Below are 14333 nucleotides of genomic sequence, written 5' to 3'. Positions count from 1 at the left end.
TAAAGTTAATAAAATTGCAAAAAGATAAGTAAACGAGCCTGATTTAAGGATGCCAATAATGAGTCGCAGGGATAAAAAACTGATTGTAATAGTGGGGCCAACTGCCGTTGGAAAGACCGACCTGGCTTTCGATCTGGCCAAAAAGCTCTCGACTGAGATTGTCTCGGCTGACTCCAGGCAGTTTTACCGGGAGCTGGAGATTGGCACTGCAAAACCCGAACCTTTCATGCTTGAACAGGTAAAACACCATTTTGTCAATAGCCTGTCGATTACTGAGGAGTACACAGCCGGGCAGTTCGAAAGAGATGCGCTGACTATGCTTGCAGATGTTTTTAAAAAGAGAGATGTAGCCATCATGGTGGGTGGATCGGGTCTTTATGTGCAGGCGGTGTGCGATGGCATGGATGAAATGCCTGTTATCAAAGAAGGTGTGCGTGAGAAGTGGAATGCGAATGTGGCAAAAAATGGTCTTTCGGAAGTGAGAAAATTCGTTGAAGAACACGACCCTGAGTTTTTTCAAGAGGTTGATAAGAACAATCCTGTGCGGCTTGTGAGAGCAGCTGAGGTAATTGAATCTACAGGGAAAGCGTTCTCTTCTTTCAGGATGCGGCAGAGCAAAAGTGAGCGGCCGTTTTCTACTATCAAAATAGGCCTTGCGGCTGACCGCCGGCAGTTGTACGACCGCATCGACCTGCGCATGGATCAAATGATCGCCAACGGTCTTTTTGAAGAGGCAGAAAGGTTTTTCGAAAGCAAGCATCTCCAGTCGCTGCAAACACTGGGCTACCAGGAGGTGTTCGGCTACCTGGAAGGCAAGTACGACAAAGCAGAAGCTGTTCGCCTGCTCAAGCGGAACTCACGAAGGTATGCAAAGAGGCAGCTGACCTGGTTTAGAAAAGATGTGGAGGTTCAGTGGTTTGATCGGCTGGCAACTGCCGAAGTTTACAAAATGCTTCGTGAGAACGGGCTTAACGTTTAGAACTTCCTCAACTTCATAAGCATGGCCACAATCCGGTAGGGGAAGCTGGAAATAAGCTTGTTGTAACGAAACATCTGTGCTCTCAGGCTTCTAAGCTCTTTCGAGTCTTCTGAAGTCAGTTTCTGGTCAACTACTTCCAGGCTCCCGGAAAGCCCAAATTCACTGATTGAGGTGAGTATCTTTTTTTTCTCAGAGCGAAGAAACTGGCTGACCACCATGCCCCAAAGCATGAGAAAAAGAGAAAGTGTCAGGAAGATGGGTAAAAAGCCCATGACAATTAGATGCTAAGAATTTCGACGAGCCGAATCAGGTCCTGATCAAGTGGCTTGGACTTAGAGATGGCAATTTTTAGGTTGGTGTAAACTACCTCTTTGTCAATGATACCAACCATTACATTTTTCTCTCCGTTGAGCAGACCTTCTACTGCCGCCAACCCGAGTCTGGAAGCAAGAATCCTGTCAAAAGCAGTGGGGTTGCCGCCTCTTTGAATGTGACCGAGCGTGGAAACTCTGATGTCAGCTTTTGGCAAATGCGCCGCTACTTTGGCAGCAATCTCATGAGCATTCCCTTCTTCACCTCCCTCGGCTACCACCACAATGGAAGAGGTTTTTTGTGCATCTTTACCTTTCTGTAGCGTATTAATGACTTCGTTGATGGTAGTAGAAGTTTCAGGAACCATCACCAATTCGGCACCACCACCGATACCTGACTGGATCGCTATGTAGCCTGAATGCCTTCCCATTACCTCGATAAAAAAGACCCTGTCGTGCGACATGGCCGTGTCTCTAATTTTGTCGATGGCTTCGAGTGCAGTGTTTACCGCTGTATCAAAGCCAATAGTATAGTCGGAGCCAAATAAGTCGTTGTCAATTGTGCCTGGCGCACCCACCACCGGAATGCCATATTCCTCAAAGAAGATATTAGCACCGGTAAAGGTACCGTCTCCACCAATGGCAATCAGGCCTTCTATGCCTCTCGAAGAAAGCTGCTCATAAGCCTTCTTGCGACCTTCCTTGGTCATGAACTCTTTGCTTCTGGCCGATTTGAGTATCGTGCCACCTCTTTGAACAATGTTGCTAACGGAGTAGGATTTCATTTTGTAGATGTCACCTTCGATCATTCCGTTGTACCCATACTTGATTCCGTAGATTTCAAGTTCATGATAAAGGGCACTTCTAACAACAGACCTTATACAAGCATTCATGCCAGGTGCATCACCACCCGAAGTAAATACAGCTATTTTCTTCATTAAAAAACCATTTGTTTGCGCTTAGCTCGCCAACCTTCTGAAAAGAGAGACTTCTAACATTCTAAGGTAGGCACAAAAAGATAAATTTCTAACGCTTTTCGCTAATGCGTGGCAAATCTACTATTAATCTTGAAATGGCCAATGGTCTCTTTTTGTATGTTTGCTTATTCTTAGCGTAGCCTGGATGAAAAAACTGAAAGTATTGATAGTTACTTACTATTGGCCCCCAAGCGCAGGGGGGGGTGTTCAGAGATGGCTCAAGCTTTCCAGTCACCTCCCGGAATTTGGTATAGAGCCCATCATTTTCACACCGGAAAACCCAGCATTCAGCCTCAAAGATGACACACTAACAAGGGAAGTGGCTGACAATCTGGAGGTTTGGAAGTTTCCGATTTGGGAGCCACTAAAGTACTTCGGTAAGGAAGGGCAGCCCAGGCAGGGGCAAGTGCTTGAAAAAAAGAAGAAAGGCCTTCTTGATACGCTCCTTATTTGGGCCAGAGCTACTTTTTTTATTCCCGACCCCAGGGTCTTTTGGGTCAGGCCGTCGGTTCGCTTTCTGGCTCCAATGATTAAGAGCAATGATATTGACCTGGTCATCACCACGGGGCCTCCACACAGCATGCATTTGATTGGTATGAACCTCCAAAAAAAGACGGGAGCAAAGTGGGTAGCCGATTTCAGAGACCCCTGGTCACAATGGGACATTCTCGACAAGCTTGGAGTGAAAGGATGGGCCCGGAAGCGCCACAGTTTTCTTGAACAAAAGGTAATCAAAAACTGTGATTTGCTCATAACGGTAAGTAACACGTGGGCGGCCGATTTTGGCCGATTGGGAGCCACTAAAACGTTTGTATTGACGAATGGGTACGACGAGCATTCTTTGGACATTGAAAAGGCGATGGTGCCAGGAGGAAAATTCAGGCTTGCACATATTGGCATGCTCAATGAAATGAGAAATCCTCTTGTGTTATGGGAAGCACTTTCCGAGCTATGCGTCGAAAACAGGGAGTTTGCTGCTGGTTTGGAAATTTACCTGGCAGGTATTCTTAGTGATCAGGTGATAACGTCGATCGAGGCTTTCCCTGAGTTGAAGGGCAAACTTGTTGTTGATGGCTACCTGTCTCACGGAAGTGCAAGAAGAGCAATGAAAACCAGCACAGTTCAACTGCTGGTAATGAATGACTCCGGCAATGCAAAAGGCCACATACCAGGAAAGTTTTTCGAATATTTGGAGGCTAAGCGGCCGATTTTGGCTATCGGTGATTCTGCCGGTGATGTTGCCAAAATCATTGAGGATACGGGGGCAGGTGCATGCCTCGGGTTCAACGACAAGGTTGGAGTCAGGCGAGCGTTAGAAAAACAATTTGCTGATTTCAAATCTAATCGACCATTTGCTTCCAAGCATTTCGATAAATATGCCAGGAGGAGCCTCGCTATGAAGCTTTCAAACAGGTTGTTCGAAATTTTTGTACCAAAAGAGAAATGAATTTTCAGACGGGTATATTGAAACAACGTAACCGCTAGAAGCTGGCTTGATGAGAATAGTTAAACTTTTTGTGCTGGTAGCTGCTGTAGTTCTGATAACAGGATATGTGCTTTTCAGACTTATAGCACCATCCGTTGTGGACAGGAAAATGAACACCATCACGCTGGCCCCTCCCTACAAGGTAAGTGCCGCAGCGAGCGACCTTTATAGTGACCTTGATTTTGTAGCCGACCTTCATTGTGATGCGCTGCTTTGGGATAGGGATTTAACCGACAAGCATAGCTATGGGCATGTTGACTTCCCCAGAATGCAAGAAGCGAATGTGGCACTGCAGGCCTTCACTATTGTGACCAAGACGCCAAAAAACATGAACTTTGGGGCAAACGGGAGCGATACAGACAATATCACGCTGCTTAGCCTGGCGCAGGGTCGTCCTGTTTTTAGCCTCCTGAAAAGGGCGTTTGTTCAAGCCGATTATTTACATTCTCTTGCGTCGAACTCGAATGATAGCTTCTGGGTGATTGAGAGCCGTGCAGATTTAACCAAGTTTATTGACGACCGTGAGCATGACAAGTCCTTATCTGCCGGATTTCTTGGTATTGAAGGAGCCCATGCCTTGGAGGGTGAGTTGGTGAACGTAGACAAGCTGTTTGAGGCTGGAGTGCGGATGATAGGCCCTGTCCATTTTTTTGACAATGAGTTAGGCGGTTCGGCACATGGTGTAAAAAAGGGTGGACTTACAGTTTTTGGTCAACAGGCACTGAAGAGAATGGAAGAACTGGGTATCATTATCGACCTATCCCATGCGGCTCCGGCGCTGATTGACGACATCTTGGCGATGGCGAGCCGACCCTTGATCGTGTCGCATACCGGAGTGAAGGGAACTTTCGACAATGTGCGAAACCTTTCAGATGAGCATTTGAAGAAAATTGCCGACGGAGGAGGCCTGGTGGGGATTGCCATGTTTGAGCAGGCTGTTTGCGGTAGTGGCACCCGGGCGACAGCCGAAGCCATCAAATACACGGCAGGGCTTATTGGAGTTGAACACGTAGCCCTCGGATCCGATTTCGACGGAGCCGTGAAAACACATTTCGATGTGACTGGTCTGCCGCTTATTGTAGATGAACTCATTGACTTGGGTATGTCAAAAGAAGATATTGCCCTCGTTATGGGCGGAAATGTTAAGCAGTTCTTATTGAAAAACCTTCCTGTAGAATGATGTCTGAGGCAACATATATACCACATTTTACTATCAGCCGACAGCATCAGAAGCTTAAGCGTGCTCTTGATGAGGCTTATGACAGGGTGCTTAGCAAGAATTGGTTTGTTCTTGGCGAGGAAGTCAAGGCCTTTGAAAAGGAGTTTGGAGAATACCTGGGTGTGAAGCACTGCATTGGCTGTGGCAATGGCACTGATGCCCTTGAGCTGGCATTGAAGGCTGCGGGGATAAAGACAGGCGACGAAGTAGTTGTTCCTGCCAATACCTGGGTTTCCGTAGCAGAATCGGTCATCAATGTGGGGGCTTCTCCTGTCTTCGCTGACGCCCTTCCCGGAGAATATACTATCGATCCGGCGTCAGTTCAAAGGTGCATTTCGAAGACAACAAAAGCTATCATTGTAGTGCATCAGTATGGGCAGCCGGCGCACCTGAACGAATTACTGGAAATACGAGACGCACATAAACTCGTGTTGATAGAAGACTGTGCGCATGCGCATGGAGCTGTTTATCAGGGAAAAAATGTCGGCACAATTGGTGATTTTGGCTGTTTTAGCTTTTACCCGACCAAAAACCTGGGATGTCTGGGCGACGGCGGAGCGGTGGTTACCGACAACGATGAGTATGCCAGCTCAGTAAGATTGTTGGGCAATCATGGGCAGCACACACGGAATGTTCACAAAGTGGCAGGGAGGAACAGTAGGCTGCACGAACTTCAGGCAGCTTTTCTCAGATCAAAGCTTCCCATGCTCGATCAGTGGAACACTAGACGAAGATCCATCGCCACTCACTATATGCATGGTCTCGACAGGTCGATGTACAGATTGCCATCCATGGGCGATCCAGACTATGCCGTTTTTCATCAATATGTCATCCAAACTGATGACAGGGAAAACCTGATCCGACACTTAGATCGTGGTGGCGTTGGTGCTGCTATTCATTATCCAGCCCCTATTAACGAACTTTCCCCATACAGGTCGTTCAGAACAGACCCAGAGGGTCTGTTAGTTGGTTCTTCTGAAAAAAGCAGCATTCTTTCCCTTTCTATGTTTCCTGAGCTTGCAGACGATGAGGTTCAGAAGGTCATTCACACGCTCAATAATTTTAGAGGTTGAGCGTCTACCTGCTTTGCTCTACTTTGTATTGCATGAGGTTCCGGATTTGGGAGGCTCTCGTTTTGGCCTCTTCCGCCTTTGGGCCCTCGAAGAGGTCGTCCACAGTGGCTGTCCATAGTTCCAGCCATCGGTCGAAGTGTTCTTTTTTCAACTGCTCTTTCTTGTCCAGTTGGATATGAACCGACATAGGATTGCCTTTGTACGACATTATTCCCAGGAGTGTGGTCTCCCAGAATTTATACATAATGGGCATGTGCGTGGTAAAGTCAAGTGCAGCGATGTCGGTAAAAATGTAACCTATCGTATTGTCGATTCTCACTTTGCTGTAGAACTGATCAACCAGTTTTTCGATGTCTGCCCTGGAAGTAATGTCCATCTTCATGCTTTACGACTTTTTCAAATGCTGGTACAAGTATATAAAGCAGTGAAATACCTTTTTATGATTATCGTCACATGACACAAAAAAAGAAGCCCACACCTGTTGATCCCCGAAGGGCAGGCATGGACTCCAAACTAATAAACCAGATCGATAGCCGTCGTTGGTCAGCTAACGATTTCTTCAACGAGGGTTTTACTTCGAAGCAAAATTCCTCATATATGTATTACACGCTGTTTCGCTTCCAATAAACATGATGGAGTACTCTTTCATCACCAACCAGGTATTGTCGTCCTTTGAGAATTTCAGGGTAAGCTGATCTTTTGATTTGGACACCTGAGCGAGCACTTTTGAAAACCAGTTCATGATATTTTTTTCGTTTGGTTATTCAATTATACGGAAGAAATGGGAGCAGGAAATTTTGTTTCGACGAATACGAAGTAAGTGTCGATAGAGCCGGGATATGCGACGACGTAGTAAAAATTGGTACTATTAAAATTATTTTTTGTGTTTTTCAGGTAGATAATTCCAAAAAGCTGAACCTGCCTGCCAGCTAAGGCATCGAGCCAGGGGTTTGGGTTCAAAGATTACTTTGGTTAAAGGCCGCAGTGTTTGGAGTTCCCCCCTGGGAAGATGTCACTTTCGTGCGAAATTTCTCATGTAGATGTTGCATTGCATTTCGTCTCCTATGAATAGGATTGAGTGCTCCTTCATTACAAGCCATACGTTGTCATCTTTTGAAAACTTCAGCCTAAGTTCACTTTTTGGCTTTAATATCTTTGTAAGAACTGCGGGTAGCCAGGACATATCACTAAGTAGTTGATTTGTCTATTAATACGGTGCGTAAAGCAGAGGTAAGTGAGGTTTCGACGAAGAGGAATTTGACTTCGACAGACCCATGCGGCAACACGATCGACCAGAAAAAAGGAGCTGCTCAAGCTGCCTGGCAACATTTGGGTGAGAAACGAAAGCAAAAAAAAGCCATACCTGTTGATCCCCGAAGGGCAGGTATGGGCTTCAAACCAATTAACCAGATCGATAGCCTGTCAAAGACTGACTATTTTATTTTAAGGGCAGATTATTTTGAAATGTGGTTCCACATATAAGCATTACACTGCGGCTCATCACCAATGTAAAGAATATCGTATCCCTTCATCACCAACCAGAGATTGTCTTGCTTTGAGAATTTCATCACCAGTTGGTTATTAGATTTTTTTGAGAAAAGTTTCGTTAGCCAGTTCATAGTATAGATAGTTTGTTTTGACCGTTTATACCCCTCCAGAATGCCTGGTAACCGTTGTTTCGATGAACACTGCCAGAGAGGCGACGGATCGGAGGTAATTGAAGGTGTGTGATTTTTAGAGCTCTCCACCGATAGGCGAGTGTCGAAGTATCAGCGTCCTGATTGTGTTATAATTTTTAATTTTATATATTTAAGAAAATTATATATACAACATGGCATCATCTGAATTTATCAAGGGTACGCTCAAGACCATTATTCTTAAGCTCCTTGCCGAAAACAAGCAAATGTATGGGTACGAAATCAGCCAGAAAGTGGAGGAGCTTTCTGGCAGTGAGATCAAACTAACCTATGGTGCGCTTTACCCTGTGCTTTACAAACTGGAAAGCGAGGGGTTGCTGGTAGCCGAAACCGAGGTGGTGGACGGACGTGCCCGAAAGTACTATTCGCTTACACCTCAGGGCGTTGAGTTGGCCAGGGTAAAAGTGTCGGAGTTGCAGAAATTCACGGAAACATTGAAAAACATACTGCTACCTGCACCAAAAATAAGCCTCGAGATATGGGGGTCTTGAGCAAAGAGCAGCTTCAGGCGATCCGGGAGTACCTTGACCGCCAGGGGATGACCTACAAGCCCCTGCAGGATGAGATGCTTGATCATGTCAGCTGCGATATCGAAAAGCTGATTGCGTCAGGGCAATCTTTTGATGCTGCCTGGCTGGCAATCACTAAGGAATTACCTCCAAAACAGATTCAAACTATACAATTAGAAACCATGGAAACAATAAACAAAAGAGAATCGCTCTCGAAGTGGTTCGCCTATCTTTCATTTTTCCTGCTTTTCGCAGGATCTGTGTTTAAGCTGATGAAGTTCCCGGGCTCCGGGCAAATGCTCATCGGATCATTTGTAGCCATTGCACTTGCGCTAGTGAGTGGATCTACTTTTGGCATGATAGCTAATAAAGAGAAGAGGGGGGGCTGGCTGCTTGTAGCAATCCTGACAGGAGTGTTGCTGTTTTTGGCCTCATTTACATTTCAGATCCTGCACCTGCCAGGAGCTATTGAGCTGAGGACAATGGCAGTGGTGACGCTGTGTTTATCTTTCTCTGGTTCTTTTTTCTACCTGAGAGGTAGCGGAAACTATCTGTTGCCCTGGCTTCACGAGAGGTATACGTCGGCTATTGAAAGATTCATTTTCATATTGTTTGGTGCCGTGTTTGTGATCCGAATACCTTCGCTTTTGTTGGAATACGAAGACTTTATGTCTCGAATTTTGTTGGTTATTACCATTGCTACTGCCGGGCTACATTTCCATGCACTAGCTTGGCATACTTATAAAACGAGTGAAAAACCGACGTTGATCTACTCAGTCGGGCTTTCAGTTAGCATCATCTGCTTCCTCCTGCCAGCGCTGATGGGCTTTTTGAGTTTGCCAGTTCGGGCCGGGCTCATGGTTGCCTTTTGGCCAATCGCTGGAGCCATTGTTGCAGTGAGGTCACAGGAAGGCAATATGAGAGTGGCGACCTTTTTTTCTATCGGCCTTATAACACTCATTAACCTGCTATCGGCGCTGGCCAGTAGCGAGGTTTTGCCCGCTGCCCAGAACGCATTCTCTTTTAATGGAATAGTTTTAATGATTCTGTTGGCCGTGTTAGTGGTCTTCAGGAAGAATCCCTTTTTCAGGATGTATCTTCTGATTGCTGTTAGCCACTATCTGTTTATGTACCCCTGGGAGCTGGGGCTTTGGTAAAATTTGTAAATGCTGGTTTTGAGTCGTCAGCCTCAAAACCAGCATCTGTTTTTAATAGGAATGGGCCTGCTCAGTTATTACACGGGACAAGTATTTGTCGGCAGAGTATCTGCCACCTCCAGAAAGGAGCAGAGCAATACTCATTCCCAGCCACAGGATGAAGAACTCAATCCCTTCTCCAGGCTGATTTCCATACCAGTTCATAAAAAAACCATATTGCAAGTGAGAGGTGATAACAATTCCTATCGCAAGCAAAATGTAGGAGGCAGCCAAAATTCTTGTGGCAAAACCGGCCAGTAGAACAATAGAGCCTAACGCCTCCAGGAGGATCACCAGGAAGCCGAGCAGCCAGGGCAAGCCAACGGTCTCGGTAAAGTAAACCATGGTACCTTCGAAGCCATAGCCACCAAACCAACCGAACAGCTTTTGTGCTCCATGAGGAAAAATGACTCCAGCTAGTAAAAGCCTGATAACCAGGTTGGTCCACGAGCTTGTTGTTTGAAATAACTTCGTTTTCATAGCACTGTGCTTTAGGATCCATAATAGAATTTCTCCCGAACGATCTGTCCGTTTTTCCACTCTTGAACGGAGACCTGTGTGTAGTTGCGCACGCCCCACTCCCGGTGTGTGTAGTCGTAGTGCCATTCTACCATTGTTGAGTTTTCTCCTATGGTCACTTTCAATGGTCTGGCTCCTCTGAATTCGATGATCGCTCCGAAAAACTCTTCTTCCCGCTTTCTGTTTGCGGTCTTACCCACAGTGGGCTTCGTTTCATTTTCCTGCATCACTACATCCTCATGGTAGTACCTTTCGAATGCTTCCATGGCTTTGCCCTGAAGAATCAGATCGTTCAGGTCGCTGATTTTTTCCAATAATGTTGACATATCACTTTGTGTTTTTGTGTGGCACAAAGTTCCGGCAGGCGATGCTGGTGGAAAATAAACCAGATTAAAAAGGGATGTTAAACTAGGTTAATAGGCTCTACTGTTCGTGAATGAGCTGGCTACGAATTTTGCTTAAAAACTCCTTGGTGATTCCGAGGTAGGAAGCGACCATATACTGTGGCACACGCCGCTCTATTTGCGGATACTTTTGCCGAAAGGCCAGGTACCTTTCCCTGGCAGGAACGCTCATGCTTTGCACTATTCTATCTTGCGAGGCCACAAAAGCATTTTGAATGATGATCCTAAAGAATCGTTCAAGCGATGGAATTTTCTGGTAAAGTGCTTCAAGTTTTTCATGATGGAATTGAACCAACTCCGTATTTTCCAAGCATAGCACATTGTAGTCGGCAGGCCTTTGCTTGATAAAGCTACCCAAATCGGTTACCCACCAGTTTTCTATTGCAAACATGGCAATATGCTCGTGACCTTCCGGGTCTATGTAAAAGGACTTCACACAGCCCGATAAGACAAAGTTTTCAAATTGGCAGATATCTCCTTGCTGCACGATGTATTGGCCTTTTAGGTACCGTCGCCGATTTACGTTTGCCAGAAGTAGCTGTTGCTCTTCGGCAGTCAATATTACATACCTGGCGATATAATCAAACAGCGGCTGTATGTTCATTTTACTTTAGGTTAACTCATAACTGATAAACGCAATTTTTGGCTTGGGGATTAGCTCGTTTTCAAATCACGAATTCTGGTGGTGCGTTACGACCTAAGTCTACTCCAAACCACCTTTACCAGTTCATTCACATCCGGTGAAATTCTAAAAAGAAGGACGGCCCCGCCAAATAGGATCGTAATCATTGCCGAGCGTATGAAGATGTCTAAAAATACATTTGAGAAGGCTGGAAGATAAAGGCCCGCCAGTAGAACCAATGCTGAAATGACAACCATCCCTAGATTCTTGAAAGTAAATGGCTGAACACCCAGTTTTACCCATACAAAAGTCATTTTGACCAGGTTGTAGAGCAGCAGAGAGATGGCTGATGCCCAGGCGGCACCATCGATGCCGTAGAGTGGAATGAGCCATTGGTTGAGCATGACGGCAAGCACAGCGAGTATGACCAGGGAAAGCACATTGAACCGGAAGTACTTCGACATCACAATGATCTCACCGTTCAGGCTGAAAGTCATGTCCAGCAGTTTGCCCAAGCCGATGATGTTCACCACCGTAATGCCCTGGATAAAGGCTTCGTTGTTGGGCACCAGCGCAAAAATGGAATTGAGGTTGGTGGCAATGCCGATGTATAGAAGCGACCCAGCGATCATCTGGTTGATGGACACCTTTTTGTACAACTTGTCAATTTCCACCATATCATGCTTGTCGAAAGCCCGGGAGATGAGCGGTGTCGTAATCTGTGTCAGTGCCCGGCGTGGCATTTCGATCACCACCGCTATGTAAAAGGCAGTAGTATAGATACCATTCCAACTCAGGCCAATCATTCCGCTGATCATGATCTGGTCAATATTCAGGATGATGAAAGAGCCACCTGCTCCGAGCAAAGCATACGTGCTGTAGACCATCATTTCTTTCAGTTGAGGTCTCTCAAAAGTGGAAAAGGAGAACTTGAGAGAAAGCTGCTTGCGGTAGGCAAGGTAGCCCAGCAGGTAAAGCAGCGATACGCCGTAGACAACAATCATGGTGTAAACCATGACAGGAAAAGTGATGATATTCACGGCATAGAGGAGTACAGTGATGCTCGTGCCTACCCTCACCAGCACTTCCTTGGCAAAATTGGCGGCCACAATTTTCAGCAAAGCACGAGAATACCCTTCTGCTACCGCCTGAAACGACATGACCAGCAGCACAGCCAGGATCACCCACTGGTAATCGTTGACCAACCCGGACTCTTTGGCAAAATAAGCAGTGATGGGGTCTCTGAAGATATTGTAGAGCACAAGTGTAATTAGATAACCTACTGTCACCCCAATGAATCCAAAGGCTAACAACTCGCCAGGGCCATTTTTTTTCTTCTCAAAGGCCGGGTAGTAGCGAACTGTGCACTGCGCCAAACCAAGCTGGGCAAGGGGCAGTAGGAGAAAGGCGGCACTTGGAATAAGGCGCACCAGGCCAATTTCTTCCGGTGTCAGAAATTTTGGAAAAAGGATCAGCACATTGACATAACCAATTACCACCCCCACATAGGTGAGCACTGTAGTGATAAAGCTCTGCCGGATGACTACGCCCATGGTTATTTACGACGAGCCTCGATAATGTAGTACCTTGGGATAATTTTTCTTAGCATTGGTCGGATACCCGGAGTGAGCACAACTGTTTTCCATTTTTCTCTTCGCACAATTTCCCAACCAGCTTTGTCGAGTAGCCAGTCAAACTGCCAGTCCTCAAACTCATGAAAATGCTGATCCCATGGGTCGTTTTTATTTCTATATGCCTTGCTAAACGGCATTTGAAGAGGAATGGAAGCGTAAACTTTTTTAGCTTTGATGGCTTTGAGGACACTCAACGGATTTACCAGGTGTTCAAGTATTTCGAAAGCCGTAACGGCGTCGTAGCCGCCCTGTGCAACTGTCTCTGGCACCTCATCAAGGTCTTCCCCTTTTGTATTCGATACCTGATAGCCTTTCTCTTCAAGAAATCTCGAAAGATCGTTTGGGATGCCTAGATCTAGAATTTTAGCGGGCGGGTTGAGCCCGTGCGACATAAAGGCCAGGGTTTTCTTAAATCGATCTTTTTTGGCCAGCTCTTTCTCTCTCGCCTTAATTCTCTGAAACATTTTTCAAGCAATTGATTGGTAATAGTTAACAAGGGTTCTGGCATCGGTATCCCAATTGTATTTGCCCTCTAATGTAGCTCCGAGTCCGTTTTTTGCCAACTTTTCTGTTAAAATACGATTATTATAAAGTTCTCTCACTTTCGAGGCGAAACCCTCCGCATTGCCCGCCTGAAATACTTTGCCAGCCTCAACGGATTCGACGACACGCTTTAGTGGTTTGCATGAGCTAACGATGACCGGCCTTCCCACCATCATGCATTGGAAAAGCTTGTGAGGTATGGTGTGGTCGGTATGGGGGTTACTGTTGTGAGGAATCACATTGATACTAGCATTTTTCATAAAAGAGAAAAATTTAGAAAATGGCTGATATCCTAATAGCCTCACGTTTTTTTCAATGCCAAGCTCTGTGCAAAGGCCAATCAAGTAGTTTCTAACAGCGTCATTCATGGAACCCGCTACTACCAGCTTGCAGTCTTTGATGTCCTTGAGGTATTGCATTCCCTTCACGACGGTGTCTACTCCACGGTGTGGCCCGACATTTCCGGTATAAGTGATAATGAATTCCTTTTTCCAGTCTTCATACACTTCTGGATCGTTGACTTGTTGAATGAAACCTGATTGCTCAGTATTGGAAACTACCGAGAATTTTTCATCTCTTTCTCCACTCACTTCAATCATTCTATCTCTCATTTCTTCTACGACCGTAATCACATGATCGGCTCGTTTGATAGCATTGATCTCATAGCCTGACCATTTCTTATAGTTGAAGAAGATATTGTTTTTAAGTCGAATAAACGGGTTTTTTCTCCATTGGAACCAGACAGCCAGCGCTTCCGGATAGTTTTCATGCAAATCAAGCACTTTCGCTGCACCGAACTCTTCCGCAAGACTAAATGCTGTGTAGGCAAGCGGCAGGTCGTGAACATGTACCGCTTCAAAAGCGTGCTGGCCGCACAGCTTTCTGGCCCTGCGATAAAATAGTGGGTGCTTCCAAAAGGTAGCAATCACGATATCCCATATGCCTTTTTGGAAGGTGCTGGAGTCCGTCGTTACCCTGTGAATGAAAAACCCGTTTTCAAGCCTTTCTTCTAAGGGCTGGGTGGCATTCTTCCTGAGACATAGCAAATGTACTTCAAATCCCGCCTTCATCAGGGCGTCTGACTCTTTGAAAACCCTTATGTCGCCAGGATAGGGATCGTTTAGAAACATTAAGATTTTTTTTACAGGCATTTCCTTCTTACTT

Annotated in this window: 17 protein-coding genes; 6 read left to right on the top strand and 11 right to left on the bottom strand. The window is 45.8% G+C overall.

Going from position 1 to position 14333, the window contains the following annotated elements; all coding sequences use genetic code 11:
- Positions 1 to 58 precede the first annotated feature (58 nt).
- Positions 59 to 979, top strand: coding sequence for a tRNA (adenosine(37)-N6)-dimethylallyltransferase MiaA (miaA, locus tag RIF36_RS20365; RefSeq protein ID WP_350124017.1), 921 nt, complete (start codon positions 59 to 61; stop codon positions 977 to 979).
- Here miaA and RIF36_RS20360 read toward each other — a convergent pair.
- Entirely contained in the window at positions 976 to 1251 is a 276-nt protein-coding gene (locus RIF36_RS20360; RefSeq protein ID WP_350124014.1) for a hypothetical protein, read from the bottom strand. The genes miaA and RIF36_RS20360 overlap by 4 nt on opposite strands.
- 5 nt (positions 1252 to 1256) lie before the next feature.
- Positions 1257 to 2228, bottom strand: a complete 972-nt coding sequence (gene pfkA, locus RIF36_RS20355) for a 6-phosphofructokinase (RefSeq protein ID WP_350122239.1) — start codon at positions 2226 to 2228, stop codon at positions 1257 to 1259.
- Between the two features lie 184 nt (positions 2229 to 2412).
- Between pfkA and RIF36_RS20350 the strand changes: the two genes are divergently transcribed.
- Genes RIF36_RS20350 through RIF36_RS20340 form a run of 3 tightly spaced genes read left to right on the top strand, consistent with a single transcriptional unit; the run spans position 2413 to position 6045 of the window.
- On the top strand, positions 2413 to 3714 hold the full coding sequence (locus RIF36_RS20350; RefSeq protein ID WP_350124011.1) for a glycosyltransferase: 1302 nt from the start codon (positions 2413 to 2415) through the stop codon (positions 3712 to 3714).
- A 49-nt stretch (positions 3715 to 3763) separates the two neighbouring features.
- Positions 3764 to 4933, top strand: a complete 1170-nt coding sequence (locus RIF36_RS20345) for a dipeptidase (protein ID WP_350124008.1) — start codon at positions 3764 to 3766, stop codon at positions 4931 to 4933.
- The gene (locus RIF36_RS20340) at positions 4930 to 6045 is read left to right on the top strand and encodes a DegT/DnrJ/EryC1/StrS family aminotransferase (RefSeq protein ID WP_350124005.1); all 1116 of its coding nucleotides are present in this window, start codon (positions 4930 to 4932) and stop codon (positions 6043 to 6045) included. Before RIF36_RS20345 ends, RIF36_RS20340 begins: the two co-directional genes overlap by 4 nt.
- A 4-nt stretch (positions 6046 to 6049) precedes the next feature.
- On the opposite strand, the gene RIF36_RS20335 is transcribed toward RIF36_RS20340, so the two are convergent.
- From RIF36_RS20335 to RIF36_RS20325, 3 genes are all read right to left on the bottom strand, one after another.
- Positions 6050 to 6427, bottom strand: coding sequence for a group III truncated hemoglobin (locus RIF36_RS20335; protein WP_350124002.1), 378 nt, complete (start codon positions 6425 to 6427; stop codon positions 6050 to 6052).
- 189 nt (positions 6428 to 6616) lie between these two features.
- A complete protein-coding gene (locus RIF36_RS20330) occupies positions 6617 to 6787 on the bottom strand; it encodes a hypothetical protein (protein ID WP_317487773.1) in 171 nt (56 codons plus the stop codon).
- Between the two features lie 712 nt (positions 6788 to 7499).
- On the bottom strand, positions 7500 to 7664 hold the full coding sequence (locus RIF36_RS20325) for a hypothetical protein (protein WP_350077806.1): 165 nt from the start codon (positions 7662 to 7664) through the stop codon (positions 7500 to 7502).
- A 212-nt stretch (positions 7665 to 7876) separates the two neighbouring features.
- On the opposite strand from RIF36_RS20325, the gene RIF36_RS20320 reads away from it, so the two are divergent.
- Positions 7877 to 8233, top strand: coding sequence for a PadR family transcriptional regulator (locus RIF36_RS20320; protein ID WP_350077808.1), 357 nt, complete (start codon positions 7877 to 7879; stop codon positions 8231 to 8233).
- Positions 8221 to 9408 (top strand): hypothetical protein, encoded by a 1188-nt coding sequence (locus RIF36_RS20315; RefSeq protein WP_350123999.1) that lies wholly within the window; start codon positions 8221 to 8223, stop codon positions 9406 to 9408. Before RIF36_RS20320 ends, RIF36_RS20315 begins: the two co-directional genes overlap by 13 nt.
- Before the next feature lie 51 nt (positions 9409 to 9459).
- Here RIF36_RS20315 and RIF36_RS20310 read toward each other — a convergent pair whose 3' ends face one another.
- The 6 genes from RIF36_RS20310 to RIF36_RS20285 form a co-directional block, all read right to left on the bottom strand.
- Positions 9460 to 9927, bottom strand: a complete 468-nt coding sequence (locus RIF36_RS20310; RefSeq protein ID WP_350123996.1) for a DoxX family protein — start codon at positions 9925 to 9927, stop codon at positions 9460 to 9462.
- An 11-nt stretch (positions 9928 to 9938) separates the two neighbouring features.
- The gene (locus RIF36_RS20305; RefSeq protein WP_152000314.1) at positions 9939 to 10292 is read right to left on the bottom strand and encodes a nuclear transport factor 2 family protein; all 354 of its coding nucleotides are present in this window, start codon (positions 10290 to 10292) and stop codon (positions 9939 to 9941) included.
- 97 nt (positions 10293 to 10389) lie between these two features.
- Positions 10390 to 10974 carry a Crp/Fnr family transcriptional regulator gene (locus RIF36_RS20300; RefSeq protein WP_350123993.1) on the bottom strand — a complete coding sequence of 195 codons (585 nt, stop codon included), beginning with the start codon at positions 10972 to 10974 and terminating at the stop codon, positions 10390 to 10392.
- Positions 10975 to 11060: 86 nt separating this feature from the next.
- Positions 11061 to 12545, bottom strand: a complete 1485-nt coding sequence (locus tag RIF36_RS20295) for an oligosaccharide flippase family protein (protein WP_350123989.1) — start codon at positions 12543 to 12545, stop codon at positions 11061 to 11063.
- A gap of 2 nt (positions 12546 to 12547) precedes the next feature.
- Positions 12548 to 13090 (bottom strand): methyltransferase domain-containing protein, encoded by a 543-nt coding sequence (locus RIF36_RS20290; RefSeq protein WP_350077817.1) that lies wholly within the window; start codon positions 13088 to 13090, stop codon positions 12548 to 12550.
- A gap of 3 nt (positions 13091 to 13093) precedes the next feature.
- Positions 13094 to 14299, bottom strand: coding sequence for a glycosyltransferase family 4 protein (locus tag RIF36_RS20285; protein WP_350123986.1), 1206 nt, complete (start codon positions 14297 to 14299; stop codon positions 13094 to 13096).
- Positions 14300 to 14333 lie beyond the last annotated feature (34 nt).

The sequence above is a fragment of the Imperialibacter sp. genome (genome assembly GCF_040222815.1).
In the GTDB taxonomy this organism is placed as follows: Bacteria; Bacteroidota; Bacteroidia; order Cytophagales; family Cyclobacteriaceae; genus Imperialibacter.
This window is presented reverse-complemented; position numbering and strand designations above follow the sequence as displayed.